We start from the raw sequence: 20,081 nt of genomic DNA on the forward strand, positions 1-20,081 counted from the left end.
TTGCCTCTTGACAATGTCCTGCTCATATTAAAAGGAACGTCCCCAAGTGCCGGAAATAAGCTACCCAACAGATCATTTTGGCAACAGCAATTACGCTGATGTTTCGGAAACGCCAGCGAGCGCCGCCCAGGGCGAACAAGTTGGCATGAAAAAGGCAAAGCATGGACCTTCTGGTCATGCCTTGCCTTTTGAATGACAAATTGTCGCCCTGGGTGGCGCGTAGCGTCAACTAGTTACGCGGTTCGTAGAACCGCGTAACCCCTAAAAGCGGTTGCCGCGGAAGCCGCCGCCGTTGCGGCCGCCACGATCGCCACCGCGACCGCCGCGGTCGTTACCACGGTTGCCGCCGAAGCCGCCACGGTTGCCACCGCGGTCGCCATAGCCACCACGGTTGCCGCCGAAGCCGCCACGGTTGCCACCGCGGTCGCCATAGCCACCACGGTTGCCGCCAAAGCCGCCGCGACCGCCACGGTCGCCGCCACGGTCACCAAATCCGCCACGGCCGCCACGATCGCCACCGCGACCGCCACGGTCGCCACCGCGGCCACCGCGATCGCCAAAGCCGCCGCGGCCGCCACGGTCACCGCCACGGCCACCACGATCGTCACGGCCGCCGCGAGGACCGCGGTCCTCATCCAGGCCCATGGCGACGAGCGGAGCGATAACCTTATCGAGAGCGGCCATCAGCTCGGTGGCCTCCTCGTAAGAAAGCTCGGGCAGGAGCTTCTCCTTCTTATTGGCAAGCTCGACCAGGCCCTCAGCGGCATCCTCGGCAGCGAAGACAACGATCTTGCGCATATCGCCCTCGGCGTCGTCGATGCGGCCGACCAGATCGGCAGCCTCGGCCTCGGCCATCAGGCCATCGAGCTCACGGAGACGCATGCCCAGGAGGTCGGACATTTCCTTCTGCTCCATCTTGGGCTTGAGGTCAAGAAGCTTGATGGCGCGCTCGATGTTCGCCATGCGCTCGGCCTTGGCCTCCTCCTCCTTGGAAATAGCAAAGCGACGGCTACGCAGCAGGCGGGCGGCCTTCTGCATCTTGTCCATCAGCTCTTCGTCATCGTAATCAACGGCGGCCTCGACAACCTCGGCCTCCTCCTCGGCGGAAACCTCGTCAGCAACCTCAACCTCGGCAGCTTCGGTCTCCACGGTCTCGACTGCCTCGACCTCGGCAGCCATGGTCTCGTTCTCGGTCTCGTTCATGATCTCTTCGTTCTCGGACATGAGACTCCTTCTTGGCCCTCTCGGGCATCATCGCCCCATTCGCGGGGCCCGTCGCGCACTCTTTGCGCTTTAAACATTCATGCCTCTCGGCAAAACGTCCATTAGTTTATGGTGTCGCCATCCAATCTAGCTGCAGAATCTATGTGCACACATTAATGCGACATGTCGCGGTATCATGGCCTGAACCAAACGCATCCACCTTAAGGAGCCCGCCATGATTAAGCCCATCATGAAATCCGAGTTCTTTTTGCGCCTGCCTTCCGAAGACGCGGGGCCCGACGACGCCGCGACCGGGCAGGATCTTCTGGACACGCTGCACGAACACGAGCACGAGTGCGTGGGCCTTGCCGCCAACATGATCGGCGTACGCAAGCGCATCATCTGCGTAAAGGACGACAACAGGGCGCTGCTGATGTACAACCCTCAAATTCTTGAGAAGGTCAACGCCTACCAGACGAGTGAAGGATGTCTTTCGCTCGTCGGCGAGCGTCCCTGCACTCGTTATCGCCGCATTAAGGTGGAATATCTGGACGAGAGCTTTGTCCACCGCATCAAAAACTTCTCAGGCTACACCGCCGAGATCATCCAACACGAAATCGACCACTGCCAAGGAATCGTTATATAGTTCCGCCAATTCAAGAAGGCTCCCTGCAGCCAAGCAACTGCAGGGAGCTTTTCATAGTGCGGAACTTCTATCCCACTAGCTCTGGCGGTAGTGATCGAAGAAGTCGGCGAGGTCCTCGAGCGACTCCTTTAGTACTTCCATGCGCGGCAGGTACACGATGCGGAAGTGGTCGGGCTCGGCCCAGTTAAAGCCGCCGCCGCGCGTGATCAGGATCTTTTTCTCGTGCAGCAGGTCAAGGGCAAACTGCTCGTCATCGGTGATGTTGAACTTCTTAACATCCATCTTGGGGAAGATGTAGAACGCCGCACGCGGCTTGACCACCGAGATGCCATCAATCTTGTTGAGCGCCTCATACACAAAGTTGCGCTGCTCGTAGACACGGCCGCCGGGACGGATGTAGTCGTTGACGGACTGATGTCCACCGAGTGCCGTCTGAACGATCGATTGAGCCGGCACGTTGGAGCACAGGCGCATGTTGGAAAGCATGTTGATGCCCATGATGAAGTCGCTCATGCAGCGCTGGTTGCCCGAAAGCACCATCCAACCGATGCGATAGCCCGCAATCATGTGCGACTTGGACAGGCCGCTAAACGTAACGCAGGGCAGGTCGGGGGCAAGCGATGCAATGGAGACGTGCTCGTAGCCGTCCATGCACAGACGGTCGTAGATCTCATCAGCAAAGATCATCAGCTGATGCCTGCGTGCAATCTCGACGATGCCCTCGAGCACCTCGCGCGGATAGACGGAACCCGTGGGGTTGTTGGGGTTGATGATCACGAGGGCTTTGGTCGCGCTCGTGATCTTGGACTCCATATCCTCCAGATCGGGATACCAATCCGCCTGCTCGTCGCACAGATAGTGCACGGGATGTCCGCCGGCAAGAGTTGCGCACGCCGTCCACAGCGGGTAATCGGGGCTGGGAATCAGGATCTCGTCGCCGTTATCGAGCAGTGCGTTCATCGAAAGCTGAATGAGCTCGGACACACCGTTGCCCGTGTAGATGTGCTCCATCTGAACATTGGGCAGGCCCTTGATCTGCGAGTACTGCATGATCGCCTTGCGCGCGGAGAACAGGCCGCGCGAGTTGGAATAGCCTTCGCAGTCGGGCAGCTGCTGGCGCATGTCCTTAATGACCTCGTCGGGCGTGCGAAAACCAAAGGGCGCGGGGTTGCCGATATTGAGCTTGAGAATGCGCTCGCCCTCGTCCTCCATGCGGGCGGCCTCGTCAACGACGGGACCGCGCACGTCATAGAGGACGTTGTCGAGCTTGCTGGATTTAGAAAAAGTACGCATGGTGGCGCTCCTTGCAATTTGAGCCGAGGGGTTGGGTTCGGGTTTGGAAACGTTGCGGGGCGATGATGTCTCGCCTTGATCGGCGTCACTGGCGAGCAGCCAGGTAACATCGACCTCCAAAATACGGGCGAGCAGCTCTGCCACATCGCGCCGCGGAATCGTCTTGCCGCTCACATATTGGCTCATCTGACTCTTGCCGAGTTTTTTGCCGAGCATCTCCGATGCGCGGATCACGTCCGACTGGCGAACGTCGCGATCGGACATAGCCTGTCGCAGGCGATCGCTAAACGTCTCTTGGGCCACTAGAACCTCCTTGCTGGCAAAGTTCAATTTGTAGAACACGAATTGAACCTGAGTTCAATTTAGGCAGCAGTATAACGCCGTGCTATTTCGAAAAGTTCAATTTCAAAAATAAAATGAGCCAAACCTCGAGATTTATCCCAAGGCGATAACGACGTGCGCTCGTTTAGAGGTATTCGAGGAAACGAGCGGCGGCAAGCGAAACATCGGCCGTGCGATATATCGCATTGATCAGCCGATGAGGATGTCCCTCGAGCGGACGCACGGCAACATCGAACTGGCAGCGGCGCAAGATGAGCGCCGGAAGTATGCTCACACCCAGACCGTCCTCGACCATGGCCATAATCGCATAGTCATCCCAGGTTGACAGCTTCGAGCGCACCGCCAGGCCCGCACGACGGAACAGTGGCGTAATCTCATCGTCACTGCCACGTTCCAGCAGAATAAACTGCTCGTTGGCAAAATCAGCAAGAGAAACGGCCTTTGCAGTGGCAAGTGAAGAGTTTGCCGGCACCACCGCCATCAGCTCATCTTGCACCAACGCCCGCGATGTCATGCCGTTTCCTCGGGGCTCACGCGGAATAAAGCCCAGGTCGCAGCGCCCTTCCGCCACCCATTGCTCAATCTCCGAGTAATCGCCCATCAGCAACTCATAATCGACGTCCGGGTGATCGGCACGAAAGCGCGCAATCACCGGCGGCAGCACATGGGTCGCCACACTCGAAAATGTACCGATGCAGATTTTGCCGCGCATGAGCCCACGCATCTCATCCACCCGTCGCTGCAAACGAACAAATTCCTCGCATAACGCCTCGACCGCCGGCATAACTTGCCGCCCATCGGAAGAAAGCACTACGCCCTCGCGGCTTCTATCGAGCACTTTAAAGCCCCAGTCTGCCTCAAGATCGGCCACCATACGGCTCACGCCCGACTGCGAATAGCTCAGCCGCTCGGCGGCGCGCGTAAAACTGCCGGCGCGCACGGTCTCGAGCAGCACCTGCATCTTTTGAATATTCGTTTCCACGGCACCCCTCCACCTTTACATGAGTTTTTGTCATGTTATCCATGCATTATATTCGCTTTTCTTCTATAGCCACCTCACCCATAGTGAACATGTTCGGATATAAAGGGGACGGAAGCACATGAACAACGGACTGTTTACGTACTTAGCAGCATTGCTATTGTTTGGCTCCAACGGCATCATCGCCGCTGCCATCGCGCTGCCGAGCTCCGATATCGTGCTGCTGCGCACCTTTCTGGGAGCCCTCTCGCTTGTCACCATCCTCGTTATCACCCAACGCCATAAGCTGCAGGCGCCATCTCGTCCCCGCGAAGCCGCAGCACTCCTTCTCTCGGGAGCCGCGCTGGGCGCCAGCTGGATTTTTCTGTTCTGCGCCTACCAGACGATCGGCGTCGGCGTATCCTCGCTGCTGTACTACTGCGGCCCCATCATCGTCATGGCCCTCTCGCCGTTTATCTTTGGCGAAAAACTGACCGGCAGCAAAATCGCCGGCTTTATCGCCGTCGCCTGCGGCGCTTTTCTCATTGCAGCGCAAGGTCTCGGCGGCAACATGCCCATTGCGGGCATCGTCTGCGGCATCGCCTCGGCATTTTGCTATGCGCTGATGGTCATCGCTAGCAAGGGTGCGCCACACATCGAGGGTCTCGAGAACTCCGCGCTCCAGTTGAGCGCCGCCTTTGTGACCGCGCTGGTCCTTACGCTCGTCACCCAAGGCGCTCCCTCGTTTTTCTCCCCCGGCATCGCCGCAGGCATCGATTGGCGCGCCGTCGCTATGCTCGGCGTCGTCAACACCGGCATCGGTTGCCTGCTCTACTTTAGCGCCGTCGCCAAGCTGCCCGTGCAGACCGTCGCGGTTGTCGGCTACCTCGAGCCGCTCTCGGCCGTCGTGTTCTCCGCCGTCCTTTTGGGTGAAGTTATAACGCCAGTCCGCCTGATGGGCGCCGCACTTATCATCGGCGGCGCGATTTTTTGCGAACTCGCTGGCAAGCGCGCAAGCGCCAAGGCCGGTATCGCCCAGACAGTACGCGCTTAAAAGCCCCTGTTTTGAAATACTACCTACGTACATAAATAATCCCCAGCTGGGGATTATTGTCTAAAAATACCCGATGTGCCAAACTGCTCTTGTATGTATAAAGACGGCATAAAAGTTATCTGCTCAGGACAGATAACCGGATGTCTAAGGGAGTCCACGTGGCACACAACAAGTTGGAGGCAAACCTCCAAGACCAGCGCGGGCAAGGCGGGCACGGAGCCATCCCCCTCTCCGCTGGCATGCTTCTCGTAACGCTCGGCGTCGTCTATGGCGACATCGGCACGAGCCCCATGTACACCATGAAATCAATCGTCGCCAACAACGGCGGCATCGGTACCGTCAGCGAGGACATGATCCTGGGCGCGCTTTCGCTCGTCATCTGGACCATGACGCTCGTGACCACGGTCAAGTACGTGGTAATCGCCATGAAGGCCGACAACCACAACGAAGGCGGCATCTTCGCCCTGTTCAGCCTCGTACGCAAGGTGGCACCATGGCTGATTCTGCCCGCCATGATCGGCGGCGCGGCACTGCTTGCCGACGGCATCCTCACCCCCGCCGTCACGGTCACCACAGCCATCGAGGGTCTGCGCACCATCGAATGGGGCCATGCGCTGCTGGGCGACGGCCAGACCAACGTCATCATCATCACCATCATCATTATCTGCGGCCTATTTGCCATGCAGCGCGCCGGTACCTCGTCAATCGGCAAGCTCTTCGGCCCGCTCATGACGCTGTGGTTCCTGTTCCTGGCAGGCGCCGGTCTGTTCAACATGCTCGGCAACCTGTCCATCTTGCGCGCGCTCAACCCCATCCGCGGCATTATGTTCCTGTTCTCGCCCATCAACCATTCGGGCATTATGGTGCTCGGCTTTGTCTTCCTGTCGACAACCGGTGCCGAGGCACTCTACTCGGACATGGGCCACGTGGGCAAGGCAAACATCTATGCATCCTGGCCATTTGTTAAGGCGGCCCTTATCTTCAACTATCTGGGTCAGGGAGCTTGGCTACTCGCCAATAACTCCAACCCCCAGATGCTCGCGATGGATATCGTCAACCCGTTCTATATGATGCTTCCCGAGCCTCTACGCCCCTTTGCCATCGTGCTTTCGGCCGTGGCGGCCATCATCGCCTCACAGGCGCTCATCACCGGCTCGTTCTCGCTGGTATCCGAGGCAACGCGCCTCAACCTTATGCCGCATCTGCGCATCCACTACCCCAGCGACACCAAGGGCCAGCTCTATATTCCGCTCGTCAACAAACTCATGTGGGTCGGCTGCATCTTTATCGTGCTGCTGTTCCAGAACTCCGAGCGCATGGAAAGCGCCTATGGCCTCGCCATCACCGTGACCATGCTCATGACCACGACGCTTTTGACGAGCTATATCGCCGGCATTCTCAAGCACAAGCTGGGTGCCTGCGTCTTCAACCTGCTCTTCGGTGCCATTGAGCTGTGCTTCTTCGCCTCGTGCCTTACCATGTTCTTTGACGGCGGCTATGTGATGATCTTCCTGGCCTCGCTGCTGTTTGGCCTTATGTATGTGTGGCGCCGCGGCACCGCCATCGAGCGCACGCAGACGATCCTGCTGCCGGTCTCCAAGTACATCGATCAGCTCAACCGCCTGCGCAACGACGAGACCTATCCCGTGCTCGCCGACAACCTGGTGTTCCTCACCAACAGCCCCGATCCGCTCACACTCGACCGCGACGTGCTCTATTCCATCCTGGACAAACATCCCAAGCGCGCCAAGGCATACTGGTTCATTAACGTGCATGTCACCGATGAGCCCTATACGCACGAGTATTCCGTCGAGACCTTTGGCACGGACTTTTTGTTCCGCGTGCGCCTGGACCTGGGCTTTAAGGTCAACCAGCGCGTTAATGCCTACCTGCGCCAGATCGTTGGCGACCTGATGGCATCGGGCGAGCTGCCGCCGCAGCACCACACCTACTCCATCTATGAGACGCGCGGCAACGTGGGCGACTTCCGTTTTTGCATGCTGCGCAAGATGCTCGCCCCCGAAACGGACATCAACCGCAACGACCACCGCGTGATGGCCATCAAGTACGCCGTCCGCCGCGCCTGCGGAAGCCCGGCACGCTGGTACGGTCTTGAGAACTCGGCCATCATCATCGAGTACGTGCCGCTGTTTGCCCGCATGCGCCCGGCCGTTAAGCTCGTGCGCACCCAGGTGCCGCTCGAGGTTCAGATCGAAGAGGCCGAGGAAATGGAAGTCGACATCTTCTCGGACGACTTGGTCAACGGCAACGAGGCCGGTAGGGACATGAACGTCGATCCCACCGAGCTGCTCGAGAGTGTCGCCGATACGCCCGAACAGCAACAGCTCGACGGTCTTGAGAACGAACAACTCAACGACGCCAACTTCTAGCGACGTCACAAATCAACGACAGCGGCCCTGCACCTCACGAGAGACGCAGGGCCGCTTTGCATTGCAGTAAAGCTAACGGCTACGAACGACGCGGCTCGGGAACCACGAGCCTATCGGGGCTCGCGCCCTCGGCATCCATCAGGCTCACGTAGCGAATCGACGGATCCTCATACATCGCATAGTAATAATTGCCCGTGCGCGCGCTAAAGCATCCGGTGTAGATAGTCTTCTCGAACTTGCCATCGCCCATCCTGGACGCCCCCTCAATCATCACCACGCCCTCGAGTGAGCGGAACATGCGGACGACGTTTTCGGCCTCGCTCTCCTTTTGCGGGTAATTGGCATTGAGGTACGCCGCCTTTACAAAACGGCTCGGCGAATAGCAGTCACCGGGAATGCCGCGCATGCCGGCACCCGCGCCATAGGGTTTGAGCTCGGCGCCACGCCATGTCGCCGTCTGCGGAAAATCGCTTGTGGCTGTGATATAGGTGCGCAGGTTTTCCATGTGCCACGGGAAGGTCGGCTGGTTGGCAAGGGTGTCGACCGGATCGTCGTATACATGCAGGCCGTCAGCCATCATCTCGACCACGATGCTGCGCTGGCTGTCGCCGATAATCCAATGGAGCAGCGACACGCCCAGCCCCTCTCCGGCAGATTTGGCGACAATCACCGTGTCGCGCAGCGCGGCCTCGACCTCATCGACCGTCGAGAACGTCGCTGCCACCCACAGGGGAAACTCATAGGCCGCGATATTGGTCTTTCCATCAACCGGGCCCTCGGCATACTCGGCATAGCCGGGGAAGTTAAGCCCCGCCACAGCCAGACCCGCATCGTTACCACAGTCGAAAAACATGGGATAGTTCTTGTAATCGATGCACATGCCGATTACCGCGTGTGCCGCCGACGCATCGTCGATAAACGAATACGGAATGTGAAACCCGCGCGGCATCACACGAACCTGTTGGCCGTAGTCAAAGCTCCAGTCGAGGTTGCGGCCTAGATACATGTGGCCAGAATTATCGGTAAATCGAATGCTCGTGCACATAGCGCCTCCTAGCTCAATGTTCTTACTAAGGTCATTGTCACCAAACAAAGGAGCGCTAAACAAAAAGTCCGGACATGACAACAATGTCATACCCGGACTTTACAAGCAAGATAGACCCAACCAAGTCAACCCCGCAGGTCGTCTAAGGGGTCAAAGTGCCGCAGATTGCCACGAAAGAGGAGCGAAGCGTACTTAAGGTACGCGAGCGACGATTGAGCGGCAAGGTGCGGTGCTTTGGTCCCCTTAGACCAACTTGCCAAGACAGTGATCAATCATGTGTTGGATCATCTGTGCCTCAAAACCTGCGTAGTCGCGGCGGCACTCCTTCATCTTGCCGTCGACGATCTGGTCAAAGGCAACCTTGCACTTGATGTAGCGCGTGGACTTGGTGATCTCGTCGTGCGTCAGGCAGCTCTCCTCCATCTTGCTGGCGCCCAGGCCAAACACCAGACGGGGGTTGTAGAGCACGTGGGGCTCGCCGGCATCGTCCAGATAGACGCAGACCTTCTTGGTGACGCCAATCTGGTTGGCGGCAAGGCAGCCGGCATCCTCGAGCGACTTAATGGTATCGATCAGGTCCTGTGCGACCGACTCGTCCTCGACAGTCGCAACCTCGCAGCGCTGGGACAGGATGACCTCGTCGCGGCAGAGCTCTTTAATCATACGTTCCTCCAAAGAGTTCGTTGTAACCGCTTAAGTATACGGTACCTACACATTTTCATACGAAAAATACCGCACGTCTGCCCCCCAAAGCGCCGAACATCAACATGCGAGGAACACTAACTATAAAAAGGCGATATAGTAAGGAAGTTCGTGTCAATCGGCCTAAACTCGGGGCCGAACAAGGAAAGGGTATGCATGGACGAACTTTTTCACGTCAGTGAGCGCAAGTCCACAATCGGGACCGAACTTCGCGCTGGACTGACAACATTCCTGGCGATGGCCTACATCATCGCCGTCAACCCCGCGGTGCTCTCGGGCGCCGGCATCGATGCGGGAGCGCTCGCCTGCGCCACTTGTCTGGGCGCCGGCATCATGACCATCTGCATGGGCATCTTCGCCAACCGCCCGCTCGCCTGCGCGTCGGGTCTGGGCATCAACGCCATGATTGCGGGCATCACCACCACCATGTGCGGCGGTGACTGGCACGTGGCCATGAGCGTTATCTTCCTCGAGGGTGTCGTCATCTTGCTGCTCGTCCTTTGCGGCCTGCGCGAGGCCATTATGGACGCCATCCCCGTGGTCCTGCGCCACGCCATCTCGGTTGGTCTGGGCATGTTCATCGCCATGATCGGCCTGTGCGATGCCGGCATCATCACCGCTGGCGCCGGTACGCTTGTCGGCCTGGGCGACATCACCTCCCCCACCTTTATCGTCGGCATCATCTCCATCGTCGTGACGGTTGCCCTGGCTTCCCGCAACGTGCCGGGCTCGCTGCTCATCGGCATCATCGTCGCCGTTATCGCCGGTATCCCGCTGGGCGTCACCCATGCGCCCGAGGGCCTTATCGCCCCGCTCGACTTCTCGACCTTTGGCGCCCCGTTTGCCAGCACCGCCGACGGCAACATGGCCATCGTGAAGGTCCTGACCGACCCGATGCTGCTCGTCGTTGCCTTCTCGCTGCTCATGAGTGACTTCTTCGACACCATGGGCACCGCGATGGCCGTCGCCAAGCAGGGCGAGTTCCTAACCGAGGACGGCAATGTCGAGGACATCCGCCCCATCCTGGTCGTTGACTCCGTGGCCGCCGCTGCCGGTGGCTTTATGGGCGTCTCCTCCATCACCACCTTCGTCGAGTCCACCTCCGGCGCTGCCGACGGTGGCCGCACGGGCCTCACCTCCGTCACCACCGGCGTGTTGTTCATCCTCGCCGCGTTCTTCTCCCCCGTCGTCTCCATCGTTTCCAGTGCCGCCACCTGCGGCGCCCTGGTCTACGTCGGCTACCTCATGATGAGCGAGGTCTCCGAGATCGACTGGTCCGACGTGTCGCAGGGCTTCCCGGCGTTCATGATTGTCGCCGGCGTGCCCTTCACCTACTCCATCTCTGCCGGTATTGGCCTGGGCTTTATCGCCTACGTGGTCGTCGCGCTCTTTAAGGGCGAGGCCTCCAAGATCAAGCCGCTCATGTGGATCGCAGCCCTTGCCTTCCTCGTCTACTTCTTCGTGGCGTAACGGCATAGTCTGCTAACGCAAAACAACAAGGCGCGGAGTCGCATCGAGCGGCTCCGTGCCTTTCTTTTAGCGTCTGTCCCCGTACCAGCGTGCGACAATTGAGGCTGTCAATATCACAACACCGAGAGAAGCCTGCCTTGGAAGCACATCATAAGCAGATAACCGTTTATTCAGAGTGTGTGGAAGGCGCGCCCGTCATCTACCTCCCCGTTGCCATGGGCGACGGTAGTGAAGTCTACAAGCGCTGCCGAGAGCTCGACTGCCCGCCGTTCACCCTTGTCGCCATTGGAGGGCTCGATTGGAATCGCGAGCTGAGCCCCTGGGCATGTGACGGAACTATACGAGATGCCGAGCCCTTTGGCGGACAGGCTGCTGGTTTTCTTGACGAGTTGTTGAAGCAGATAATCCCCCAGGCCGAATCATCGCTCCCGCAACCGCCCGCCTGGCGCGGCGTTGCCGGCTACTCGTTGGCGGGTCTTTTTGCACTGTGGGCACTTTGGCAAACAGATGTCTTTGAGCGCGCGGCGAGTGCATCGGGGTCGCTGTGGTTCCCCGGCTTTATCGACTACGCGCGCGAGCGCACGATGACAGCTACGCCCGACGCCACCTATCTGTCGCTCGGTAAAAAGGAAACCAAGACGCCCAACCGCATGATGCGGCACGTACTCGACGATACGCGCGCGATGGAAGAGCTGTTTATCGAGCGCGACATTCCAACAACGCTGGAGCTCAACCCCGGCAATCACTTTGCCCAAACTGACCTGCGCATGGTGCGCGGCATCCACTGGATACTGACGCATTAAAAATGGTGCCCACGCGCATATACGCATGGGCACCATATCTTGTTTTAGCTGAACGCAGCTGCTACTTAGCAGCCTCCTCAAGCTCAGAAGTATCGAACTCAAAATCATTGCCGGGCAGAATCGCATTGAGCACGATACCCACCAGCGAGCCCACGGCAAGACCGGAAAGCGAAATCGTCACGCCGCCCAGCTCCAGCACGATGGCGCCAGCGGTGCTGTACGCAATACCGAGCGAAAGCACAAGCACCAGAGCGGCCACCAGCACGTTGCGGTTGTTCTGGAAATCGACCTGGTTCTCGATGAGGTTACGGACGCCCACAGCGCTGATCATGCCGTAGAGCACGAGCGACACGCCGCCGATAACGCATGCCGGCATGGCTGCGATGACCGCAGCGAACTTGGGGCAGAACGAAAGCACGATGGCACAACACGCGGCAATGCGGATCACGCGCGGGTCGAACACGCGCGTCAGGGCGAGCACGCCGGTGTTCTCGCCATAGGTGGTGTTGGCCGGAGCGCCAAAGAGCGAAGCCAGAATCGTGGCAAAGCCGTCACCGAGCAGCGTGCGATGCAGACCAGGATCGGCGATGTAGTTACGCTCGCAAGTGGAGCCGATAGCCGAGATGTCACCGATATGCTCGATCATGGTCGCAAAGGCCAACGGCATAATGGTGATGATGGCCGTCGTGGCAAGGCCGCTATCGAACTGCGGGCCAAAGAGCGCAAACACGGTGTTGTCCCACACGATGGGCAGACCGACCCACGGAGCGGCGGCAACGCCCGAAAAATCGACCTCACCCAACGCAGCCGCGACGGCATAGCTCACCACGACGCCCAGCAGGATCGGCACGATCTTGACCATGCCGCGGCCCCAAATATTGCATACGACAATGACGGCCACAGCGACAACGGCAACAAGCCAATTGGTCTGGCAGTTGGCGATAGCAGAGCTTGCCAAGATCAGGCCGATGGAAATGACGATGGGGCCGGTCACCACCGGCGGAAAGAAGCGCATAACGCGCTTGGCGCCAAAGGCGCGGAACAGCGCTGCCAGCACCGGATAGAGCAGACCGGCGCAGGCAACGCCCAGGCAGGCGTAGGGCAAAAGCTCGGCCTCGCCGTTGGGCGCAATTGCGGCATAACCGGCAATAAAGGCAAACGATGAGCCCAAAAATGCCGGCACCTTACCGCGCGATAGGAAGTGGAACAGCAGCGTGCCCAAGCCGGCAAACAAAAGCGTTGCCGACACCGAGAGACCGGTGAGCACGGGCACCAGCACCGTGGCGCCAAACATGGCAAACAGGTGCTGCAGACCGAGCAGGAACATGCGCGGGCGGCCGAGCGACGATGCGTCGTAGATGGCATCGCTAACGGCGGGCGTCGAGAGCTGGGACATTGATGTCCTTTCGAATGGAAGGGCGATCGGGCATATCGGATAACCTGCCCGAACGATACGATCCGAACCATTGTACGCGATACGCAGCGCCTCGCACGCGCCGCCGCCTGCGAACGGCATCGTTATTTCCAGACACGCTCCACAATACGCTTGACCAGCGCAATCTTTGCCCACTGCTCGTCCTCGGTCAGCTTGTTGCCAATCTCGCAGCTGGCAAAGCCACACTGCGGAGACAGATACAGGTTCTCGAGCGGCACGTACTTTACCGCCTCGCGGATGCGCTCGACGATGGCGTCTTCGTTCTCGAGCTCTGCCGCCTTGGTGGTCACCAGGCCCAACACGACCTTCTTGCCGGGGGCAACGTACTTGAGCGGCTCAAAGCCACCGGCACGCGGCGTATCGAACTCAAGATAGAACGCATCGACGTTCTCGTGTGCGAACAGGTACGGCGCGATGGGGCCATAGCCGCCCTCAAAAGCATAGGTAGAGTGGTAGTTGCCGCGGCACACGTGCGTGTTAATGACAAGGTCATCGGGCTTGCCCTCGATTGCGGCGTTGTTGAGCGCCACGCCCAGCTCGCTCACCTTTTGCAGGTCAACCGGGCTCATACCGGTCTTAGACACAAAGTCGGCATCGCAATAGATGCCCCAGGTGCAGTCATCAAATTGAATGTTGCGGCAGCCTGCGGCATACAGGTCGGCAATAACGGTGCGGTATGCTGCGGCGATGGCATCGGCGAGATCTTCGTCGGTCTTGTAGACGGCGCGCAGGCTCTCCTGCTGGCCATCGCAGCGGTCGAGCGTGACTTCGGAGAACGTCTGGATCGGCGCCGGAATGGTCTGTCGCGCGACCTGACCCTCCCCCTCGAGCGCCTTGACAAATTTGAAGTGCTCGACGAACGGATGATTCTCGCCGCTAATGGGACCGGTTACCACGGCGGTGTCGGCGGTAGTCTCCTCATCGTGGAACATATAGCCTGTACGCGAGGTGCGACGCTCGACGCCGTTCAGCCCCCACATAAAATCGAGGTGCCAGTAGCTGCGGCGAAACTCGCCATCGGTGATGACCTGCAGGCCGGCGGCCTTTTGCCTTGCCACCAAATCGCGGATGGCATCGTCCTCGACGGCCTTAAGCCCCTCGGCATCAAGCGTGCCTGCCGTATAGGCAGCACGAGCGTCCTTTACGGCCTGCGGACGAAGAAAGCTGCCGACGATATCGGCGCGAAACGGTGCGTTCGGTTGAATCGAAGTGCTCATAGATATCTCCCTTTTGCATTGGTTGCTTTACCGGGACAGAGTATGAGCGTTCATATGGCCATCGTAAAATATACGTTTATAACAGTTTGATATAGATGCTTCCTATGTCACTCTGGACTACCATAAAGGGACTTGAACCGTGGGGAGCACAGCAGCCTAGATATGCTGACGAATCGCGTCGATATAGGCCCGACCGTAGCGCGTGAGCGTCGTGTTCTTGCGCGTGATGATGCCAATCTCCATGTACTCGTCCACGTCGAGCGGAATCGAGATAATGCCGGGGCCGTTGAGCTCGTGGCTAATCACGCCCGAACACACCGTGTAGCCGTTGAGGCCCATGGCCAAATTGAACAACGTCGCACGGTCGCGCACGCGGATATTCTTGCGGCGCTCAAACGTCGAGGTCAGCTCCTCGGAATAGTAAAACGAGTTGTAGCTGCCCTGCTCGTAGGACAGGAACGGATAATCTTCCAAGTCCTCGAGCGTCACGCTGGAGCGGGTCGCCAGCGGATGGTCGGCGCATACAAAAACGTGCGGCGCGGCACAAAAGAGTCCCTCAAACACAAGCTCATTGGCAGCGAGCATACGCTCAATAACCTCGCGGTTGTGCTCGGATAAGTACAGGATGCCCAACTCGCTTTTCATGTGCGCGACATCCTCGATAATCTCGTGGGTCTGCTCCTCGCGCAGGGTAAAGTCGTAGCGCGCGGCATCGAACTCACGGATCACATCGACAAACGCGTTGACGGCAAAGGAGTAATGCTGGCAGCTCACGCTAAAATGCGGCACCTGCTCAGATGCCCCTTTGTACTTGTCCTCGAGCAGATCAGCCTGATCGAGCACCTGGCGCGCATAGCCCAAGAAGGTCTCGCCCTCATCGGACACAATGACACCCTTGTTGGTGCGCTCAAAGATATGCACGCCCATCTCGTTTTCGAGATCGCGAATCGACGCGGTAATCGAAGGCTGCGACACATAGAGGCGACGCGAGGCCTCGGTGATGCTGCCACATTCGGCAACCTTTACAACGTACCTGAGCTGCTGAAGCTTCATGGCTTTCTCCCTAGACGTTCGCGATGCCGAAGTCTGCCGCGTTCATCTGACGCATAAATGACGGCATCTCACCCGTCGCGGCGCAGGCGGCAATCTGATGCAGCGCTGCGGCAACCGCATCATCTGCCGCAGCGCCGATATGCCAGCGTGCGGCAGCCGTGACGGCCTCGTTGGCATTGGCGACCGCAACGGAGTTGGGAACGGCATCGATCATGGGCAGGTCGTTATCGGAATCGCCAAATACGGCCACCTCGTCGGGCGTTAGGCCCAAAGCGCGCGCCAGCTCCAGCGCAGCGCAGCCCTTGTCCCAACCAGCCGGAAGGATGTCGAACAGGCGCACACGGTTGTTGGGAAACACAAGCGAGAGCTCCGGCACCTCGGCGGCAACGCGCTCGCGTAGCTCCGCGAGTTCCTCACGCGAACGGGCGCTCCAGATATTCGCCTTGAACACCGGCGCATCATCGACGACAGGGCGGCACGGGGCCTCTTCGCCCTTGAGCCACGCATTGCCGCCCGATTCCATAGCGCGGCGCACACGCTCGGCATCACGTGTCACGCAATAGGCATCGTTATCCCAAAAGCCATCACCCAAGCTGTATACCTTCAGATAGGTATCGTCGGTTTCTTCTTCCAGATAGGCGGCCAAGCGCATAAGCGCATCGTTATCGGTCGCACGCGAGGCGACCACTTCGCCATCGACAAACATGACCTGGCCGTTGCAGAATGCACCGGTCGAAAAACACTCGGAATGATTTTTAAACATCCAGCCCATCGCAGACGGTTGGCGACCCGAAACCGGACCAAAGTGCAGACCCGCCGCCTGCATGGCATGAATGCCCTCGATGGCATAGTCGCTGGCGCCGTCATGCCCGGCCGGAATCAGCGTATCGTCCATATCGGTCAGCACGAGTTTGATCATAAGGTCCCCCAGTCGTTTTCATCCTAACCATTGTACCGATGCGCTAGTATAGGGAACAACAGATTCGATGCGGGAGTGCCGGCGGTGCAAACCACAAGGCTGAGAGGGCGTGGGGCCCAATCCTTTGAACCTGTCAGTTAATGCTGGCGTAGGGAGCATGCCGCCTTTTTAGGGGCGCTGTCTATGCACAGCGCCCCTTTTCTATGCCAAGGAGGCATGTGCAGTGATCGATTCGGAACAGCTTAAGCAAAACGTGGTCATGGCCGTGGAGGAGATTCGTGCCACCAATCCCATGGCCGGCTCCATCACCAACACGGTAACGATTGACTTTGTCGCCAACGCGCAGCTCGCCGTGGGCGGTTCGGCCGCCATGGTCTATCTGCCCGACGAGGGCGAGGCACTCGTTGCCGGCGGCGGCGCCATCTATCTGAACATGGGCACGCTCTTCCCCATCTACGAGCAGACGATTCCCCGCGCGGCCAAGGCGGCACATGACGCCGGCAAGCCCTGGGTGCTCGATCCGGTGGGCCTGGGCATCGGCAGCCTGCGCACCCAACTGGTAAACGAACTCAAGCAGTACAAGCCCGCCATCGTGCGCGGCAATGCCTCCGAGATTATCGCGCTCGCCGGTCTGTGGGGCCTTGAGGGCGAAGCGGCCGATCTGAGCCGCGTGCGTGGCGTCGATACCACCGACACGGTAGACGCCGCCCGTGATGCCGCCGTGGCGCTCGCCCGCTACACCGGCGGCGCCGTAGTGGTCTCGGGCGAAGTCGACCTGATTACCGACGGCACGACCGTTGCCAAGTCCCACGGCGGCAGCCCACTCATGTCCAAGATCACCGGCTGCGGCTGTTCGCAGGGCGGCGTGCTGGCCGTGTACGCCTGCGCCACCGACCCGTTTACGGCGGCCATCTGCGGCACCGCCGTCTACAACGTTGCCGGCACGCGTGCCGCCGCCGTCGCCGATGCCCCGGCAAGCTTTAAGGTCGCCTTTATCGACGAGCTCTACCGCGCAACCGCCCAGGACATTGCCGATAACCAACTCGAGCTCGAGGAGGCATAAGCCATGTCCAAGCCCGCAACCAATGCCGGCATGAACACACTCGTCGCTGTGGCCATCGCCCCGTGCGGCACCGGCGACGAGCTATCTGCCGAAGTCGCCGAGGTCGTACACGTCATTCGCGAGAGCGGCCTTCCCAACCGCACCACCTCGATGTTCACCGAGATCGAGGGCGACTGGGACGAGGTCATGCAGGTCGTGCGCGACGCGACCTTCGTGTTGGCGAGCAAGGGCATCCGCACCGAAGTCGTGCTCAAAGCCGATATTCGACCCGGATTTACCGACACCATGACCGGCAAACTCGAGCGCATGGAAGCGCAGATCAAAAAGCAGGAGGAAGCACGATGAGCATCCGCGACAACCTTGATATCTCGGCCTACCTGGTACTCGGCCCCGAAAACACCCTCGGACGCCCCGTGAGCGATGTGGTGACCCAGGCGCTCGATGCCGGCTTTACCTGCATCCAGGTGCGCTCCAAGGTGGCAAGTGCCCGCGAGATCATCGCACTGACGGGCGATGCCGCACAGGCCATCGCTCAGGCCGGCAAAACCGGACAGGTCGCTCTGCTGATCGATGACCGTCTTGACTGCGTACTCGCCGCACGCGAGCAGGGCATCGCTGTCGACGGCGTGCATGTTGGCCAGAGCGACATCCCCGTCGAGGTCTGCCGCAAACTTTTGGGCCCAGATGCCATCGTGGGCCTTTCGGCCCGCTGCGAGGAGATGCTCGAGTACGTCAAGACCGCCGACATGAGCCTGGTCGATTACCTGGGCGTAGGCCCGCTCCACGAGACCGAGACCAAGCGCGACTGCGGACGTGCTGCCGACGGCTCCATCATCACCAAGAGCTTTGAGGACCTGGCTGCCCTCCATGCGGCAAGCCCCGTGCCCATCGTGGTGGGCGGCGGCGTCAAAACGGCCGATCTTCCGCAGCTCAAGACCACCGGCGTCGACGGCTTCTTTGTGGTGAGCGCCGTCTGCAGTGCCGACGACCCCTACGCCGCAGCCAAGGAGCTCGTCGATACCTGGCAGCAGGCATAGGCCCATGCCAAGCAGCTGCTCCGCAGCCCCATATCTTCAATAGCGGAAAGCGCATCCCAGTTTGGACGTCCATTTTGGGATGCGCTTTCCGCCGTGGCCCCTACCCCGCCAGATACGCTTCCAGCGCCGGCAGCGTCGCCTCCGCATCGCGACGGCCGATCTGATAGATGCGCTCGAGCTCATCGGGCTCGCGGCACAGCGACGGCACCTTCACCGATTCGCTCGGCCGCACCACAAAGATCTCGCCAGCGGCTTCGCGGCGCGCCAGGTCATCGAGCGTGGCATTGTAGACCTCGTGCCGATGCTCAAGAGCCGCGACAAACTCCGGATAGTGACGATACACGCGACGCAGCATGGGCATCACGCTATTGGGTTGCTTTACAAAGCCCGCCGGCTGCGTCAGCACCACCACGTTGCGGTCATAACCCTGCTCAAACAGCCAAGTGCTGGGAATGGAATCGGCAACACCGCCATCCAAGTACTTACGACCCTCGATGGCAACAGGACGCGTCGCCACGGGAATCGCCGACGACGCCCGGATCCACTCAATATCGCGCTCGTCGCCATAGGGCAGGTCATGGTAGACGGCCTGCCCCGTCTTAAGATCGGTACATACGCACGTAAACCGCATGGGGCAGGCGCGATATGCCTCCAGATCGATGGGATCGCGCTCGATGGGTACCTCATGATAGGCAAACTCGGCATTGAACATATCGCCGGTTCGCAACCAGCTCGTCACGCTCGCATAGCGCTTGTCGGCGCAATAGGCCTTGTTGTAGCGAATGGCGCGGCCGATCTGGCGCGATTTAAAGTTGTAGCCAAACGCCGCGCCCGCCGAGACTCCCACCATATGGTCGCAGGTCAAGCCGTGCTCCATCCATACGTCGAGCACGCCCGCCGTATACATACCACGGTAGCCGCCTCCCTCGAGCGCAAGCCCCACCGTGCGCGTCGTATCTGGCTGTGCCATGCAACCATCTCCGTTCCTGCGTTTTAAACCGGAACAAGTATACCCGTCAACATATACCGACTCAGTCGCATTTATATCGAGCATCGCATCGCCACGCTACCGATTGGCGAATAATAGCCGCCCGCGGCAGGGGCACCCATATACAATCCTCTATTGTTGTTTATACTACTCAATAGTTATCAGCAGCGAACACGGACCGACATATTAAACCAGCGACGCAGCAAGGCGGGGGCCTGGATACACGCAAAGCGTTGAGCAGCAACGCGTGTGTACAACGAGCTCGCCCGACACAATACACCCCGACCTCAGAAAGCCGCTTACAGCATGGATATCGCCAGCAATTACACCGAGACGCTCGAAAAGACCATCCGTGACCTTCTCGAGCGTCAGGACGATCTGATCAGGACTGCCTTTACCGACCAGCTTACTGGGCTTGGCAACCGTGGCGGCTTTGCCCGTTCCCTAGAGGAAATCTGAGAGC

General features: G+C 59.5%; 19 protein-coding genes and 1 riboswitch. Of the genes, 9 read left to right on the forward strand and 10 right to left on the reverse strand.

The features are described 5' to 3' along the window. Nucleotides 1–261: 261 nt before the first annotated feature. The gene (locus DW029_RS06630) at nt 262–1,224 is read right to left on the reverse strand and encodes a hypothetical protein (RefSeq protein WP_118345601.1); all 963 of its coding nucleotides are present in this window, start codon (nt 1,222–1,224) and stop codon (nt 262–264) included. A 214-nt stretch (nt 1,225–1,438) separates the two neighbouring features. Between DW029_RS06630 and DW029_RS06635 the strand changes: the two genes are divergently transcribed. After that, nucleotides 1,439–1,849 (forward strand): peptide deformylase, encoded by a 411-nt coding sequence (locus tag DW029_RS06635; protein WP_117734541.1) that lies wholly within the window; start codon nt 1,439–1,441, stop codon nt 1,847–1,849. 75 nt (nt 1,850–1,924) lie between these two features. On the opposite strand, the gene DW029_RS06640 is transcribed toward DW029_RS06635, so the two are convergent. Both DW029_RS06640 and DW029_RS06645 read right to left on the reverse strand, forming a co-directional pair. Further along, nucleotides 1,925–3,406 carry an aminotransferase class I/II-fold pyridoxal phosphate-dependent enzyme gene (locus tag DW029_RS06640; protein ID WP_117734733.1) on the reverse strand — a complete coding sequence of 494 codons (1,482 nt, stop codon included), beginning with the start codon at nt 3,404–3,406 and terminating at the stop codon, nt 1,925–1,927. A gap of 202 nt (nt 3,407–3,608) precedes the next feature. Continuing rightward, entirely contained in the window at nt 3,609–4,466 is an 858-nt protein-coding gene (locus DW029_RS06645; RefSeq protein WP_118345602.1) for a LysR family transcriptional regulator, read from the reverse strand. 118 nt (nt 4,467–4,584) lie between these two features. On the opposite strand from DW029_RS06645, the gene DW029_RS06650 reads away from it, so the two are divergent. Both DW029_RS06650 and DW029_RS06655 read left to right on the forward strand, forming a co-directional pair. Further along, nucleotides 4,585–5,496 (forward strand): DMT family transporter, encoded by a 912-nt coding sequence (locus DW029_RS06650; protein WP_118345603.1) that lies wholly within the window; start codon nt 4,585–4,587, stop codon nt 5,494–5,496. Nucleotides 5,497–5,636: 140 nt separating this feature from the next. Then, entirely contained in the window at nt 5,637–7,886 is a 2,250-nt protein-coding gene (locus DW029_RS06655) for a KUP/HAK/KT family potassium transporter (protein ID WP_118345604.1), read from the forward strand. Between the two features lie 79 nt (nt 7,887–7,965). On the opposite strand, the gene bsh is transcribed toward DW029_RS06655, so the two are convergent. Both bsh and DW029_RS06665 read right to left on the reverse strand, forming a co-directional pair. Beyond that, nucleotides 7,966–8,931, reverse strand: coding sequence for a choloylglycine hydrolase (bsh, locus tag DW029_RS06660; RefSeq protein ID WP_117743292.1), 966 nt, complete (start codon nt 8,929–8,931; stop codon nt 7,966–7,968). A 243-nt stretch (nt 8,932–9,174) separates the two neighbouring features. After that, nucleotides 9,175–9,594: a peptide deformylase gene (locus DW029_RS06665; protein WP_117734546.1), complete on the reverse strand. Its 420-nt coding sequence runs from the start codon at nt 9,592–9,594 to the stop codon at nt 9,175–9,177. Nucleotides 9,595–9,789: 195 nt separating this feature from the next. Here DW029_RS06665 and DW029_RS06670 point away from each other — a divergent pair, with 195 nt between their 5' ends. Together DW029_RS06670 and DW029_RS06675 are read left to right on the forward strand one after the other, a co-directional pair. Next, the gene (locus DW029_RS06670; protein WP_117734547.1) at nt 9,790–11,103 is read left to right on the forward strand and encodes an NCS2 family permease; all 1,314 of its coding nucleotides are present in this window, start codon (nt 9,790–9,792) and stop codon (nt 11,101–11,103) included. Nucleotides 11,104–11,240: 137 nt separating this feature from the next. Then, a complete protein-coding gene (locus tag DW029_RS06675; protein ID WP_147351880.1) occupies nt 11,241–11,906 on the forward strand; it encodes an alpha/beta hydrolase in 666 nt (221 codons plus the stop codon). 61 nt (nt 11,907–11,967) lie between these two features. Here the strand turns inward: DW029_RS06675 and DW029_RS06680 are convergent, their stop codons facing one another. The 4 genes from DW029_RS06680 to DW029_RS06695 all read right to left on the reverse strand — a co-directional run bounded on the left by DW029_RS06680 (nt 11,968) and on the right by DW029_RS06695 (nt 16,530). After that, nucleotides 11,968–13,302, reverse strand: coding sequence for a uracil-xanthine permease family protein (locus DW029_RS06680; protein WP_118345606.1), 1,335 nt, complete (start codon nt 13,300–13,302; stop codon nt 11,968–11,970). 122 nt (nt 13,303–13,424) lie between these two features. Continuing rightward, the gene (locus DW029_RS06685) at nt 13,425–14,558 is read right to left on the reverse strand and encodes a 5-methyltetrahydropteroyltriglutamate--homocysteine S-methyltransferase (RefSeq protein ID WP_118345607.1); all 1,134 of its coding nucleotides are present in this window, start codon (nt 14,556–14,558) and stop codon (nt 13,425–13,427) included. 156 nt (nt 14,559–14,714) lie between these two features. After that, nucleotides 14,715–15,611, reverse strand: a complete 897-nt coding sequence (locus DW029_RS06690) for a LysR family transcriptional regulator (RefSeq protein ID WP_118345608.1) — start codon at nt 15,609–15,611, stop codon at nt 14,715–14,717. A 10-nt stretch (nt 15,612–15,621) separates the two neighbouring features. After that, a complete protein-coding gene (locus DW029_RS06695) occupies nt 15,622–16,530 on the reverse strand; it encodes an HAD-IIB family hydrolase (protein ID WP_117734552.1) in 909 nt (302 codons plus the stop codon). Nucleotides 16,531–16,591: 61 nt separating this feature from the next. Continuing rightward, nucleotides 16,592–16,702: riboswitch (TPP riboswitch) on the forward strand. A 51-nt stretch (nt 16,703–16,753) separates the two neighbouring features. On the opposite strand from DW029_RS06695, the gene thiM reads away from it, so the two are divergent. Genes thiM through DW029_RS06710 form a run of 3 tightly spaced genes read left to right on the forward strand, consistent with a single transcriptional unit; the run spans nt 16,754 to nt 18,630 of the window. Then, nucleotides 16,754–17,593, forward strand: a complete 840-nt coding sequence (gene thiM, locus DW029_RS06700; protein ID WP_233543825.1) for a hydroxyethylthiazole kinase — start codon at nt 16,754–16,756, stop codon at nt 17,591–17,593. Between the two features lie 3 nt (nt 17,594–17,596). After that, nucleotides 17,597–17,938 carry a thiamine-binding protein gene (locus DW029_RS06705; protein WP_233505090.1) on the forward strand — a complete coding sequence of 114 codons (342 nt, stop codon included), beginning with the start codon at nt 17,597–17,599 and terminating at the stop codon, nt 17,936–17,938. Next, a complete protein-coding gene (locus DW029_RS06710) occupies nt 17,935–18,630 on the forward strand; it encodes a thiamine phosphate synthase (RefSeq protein WP_117743298.1) in 696 nt (231 codons plus the stop codon). The genes DW029_RS06705 and DW029_RS06710 overlap by 4 nt, the downstream gene beginning before the upstream one ends. A gap of 100 nt (nt 18,631–18,730) precedes the next feature. Here DW029_RS06710 and DW029_RS06715 read toward each other — a convergent pair whose 3' ends face one another. Then, complete coding sequence (locus DW029_RS06715) at nt 18,731–19,600, reverse strand: patatin family protein (RefSeq protein WP_117743299.1); 870 nt, start codon at nt 19,598–19,600, stop codon at nt 18,731–18,733. A gap of 324 nt (nt 19,601–19,924) precedes the next feature. Here DW029_RS06715 and DW029_RS11265 point away from each other — a divergent pair, with 324 nt between their 5' ends. Further along, on the forward strand, nt 19,925–20,077 hold the full coding sequence (locus DW029_RS11265; RefSeq protein ID WP_158572631.1) for a hypothetical protein: 153 nt from the start codon (nt 19,925–19,927) through the stop codon (nt 20,075–20,077). The last annotated feature ends 4 nt before the right edge of the window (nt 20,078–20,081 follow it).

It is taken from the genome of Collinsella sp. AF38-3AC (genome assembly GCF_003474365.1).
Lineage (GTDB): Bacteria > Actinomycetota > Coriobacteriia > Coriobacteriales > Coriobacteriaceae > Collinsella.

Bases quoted from the DNA above. Each gene is read 5' to 3' on its own strand.
- DW029_RS06695 (WP_117734552.1), bottom strand. From the start codon at position 16,530: ATGATCAAACTCGTGCTGACCGATATGGACGATACGCTGATTCCGGCC.
- DW029_RS06630 (WP_118345601.1), bottom strand. From the start codon at position 1,224: ATGTCCGAGAACGAAGAGATCATGAACGAGACCGAGAACGAGACCATG.
- DW029_RS06680 (WP_118345606.1), bottom strand. From the start codon at position 13,302: ATGTCCCAGCTCTCGACGCCCGCCGTTAGCGATGCCATCTACGACGCA.
- DW029_RS06685 (WP_118345607.1), bottom strand. From the start codon at position 14,558: ATGAGCACTTCGATTCAACCGAACGCACCGTTTCGCGCCGATATCGTC.
- DW029_RS06655 (WP_118345604.1), top strand. From the start codon at position 5,637: ATGTCTAAGGGAGTCCACGTGGCACACAACAAGTTGGAGGCAAACCTC.
- DW029_RS11265 (WP_158572631.1), top strand. From the start codon at position 19,925: ATGGATATCGCCAGCAATTACACCGAGACGCTCGAAAAGACCATCCGT.
- DW029_RS06665 (WP_117734546.1), bottom strand. From the start codon at position 9,594: ATGATTAAAGAGCTCTGCCGCGACGAGGTCATCCTGTCCCAGCGCTGC.
- DW029_RS06650 (WP_118345603.1), top strand. From the start codon at position 4,585: ATGAACAACGGACTGTTTACGTACTTAGCAGCATTGCTATTGTTTGGC.
- DW029_RS06635 (WP_117734541.1), top strand. From the start codon at position 1,439: ATGATTAAGCCCATCATGAAATCCGAGTTCTTTTTGCGCCTGCCTTCC.
- DW029_RS06705 (WP_233505090.1), top strand. From the start codon at position 17,597: ATGTCCAAGCCCGCAACCAATGCCGGCATGAACACACTCGTCGCTGTG.
- DW029_RS06715 (WP_117743299.1), bottom strand. From the start codon at position 19,600: ATGGCACAGCCAGATACGACGCGCACGGTGGGGCTTGCGCTCGAGGGA.
- DW029_RS06690 (WP_118345608.1), bottom strand. From the start codon at position 15,611: ATGAAGCTTCAGCAGCTCAGGTACGTTGTAAAGGTTGCCGAATGTGGC.
- DW029_RS06640 (WP_117734733.1), bottom strand. From the start codon at position 3,406: ATGTCCGATCGCGACGTTCGCCAGTCGGACGTGATCCGCGCATCGGAG.
- bsh (WP_117743292.1), bottom strand. From the start codon at position 8,931: ATGTGCACGAGCATTCGATTTACCGATAATTCTGGCCACATGTATCTA.
- DW029_RS06670 (WP_117734547.1), top strand. From the start codon at position 9,790: ATGGACGAACTTTTTCACGTCAGTGAGCGCAAGTCCACAATCGGGACC.
- DW029_RS06710 (WP_117743298.1), top strand. From the start codon at position 17,935: ATGAGCATCCGCGACAACCTTGATATCTCGGCCTACCTGGTACTCGGC.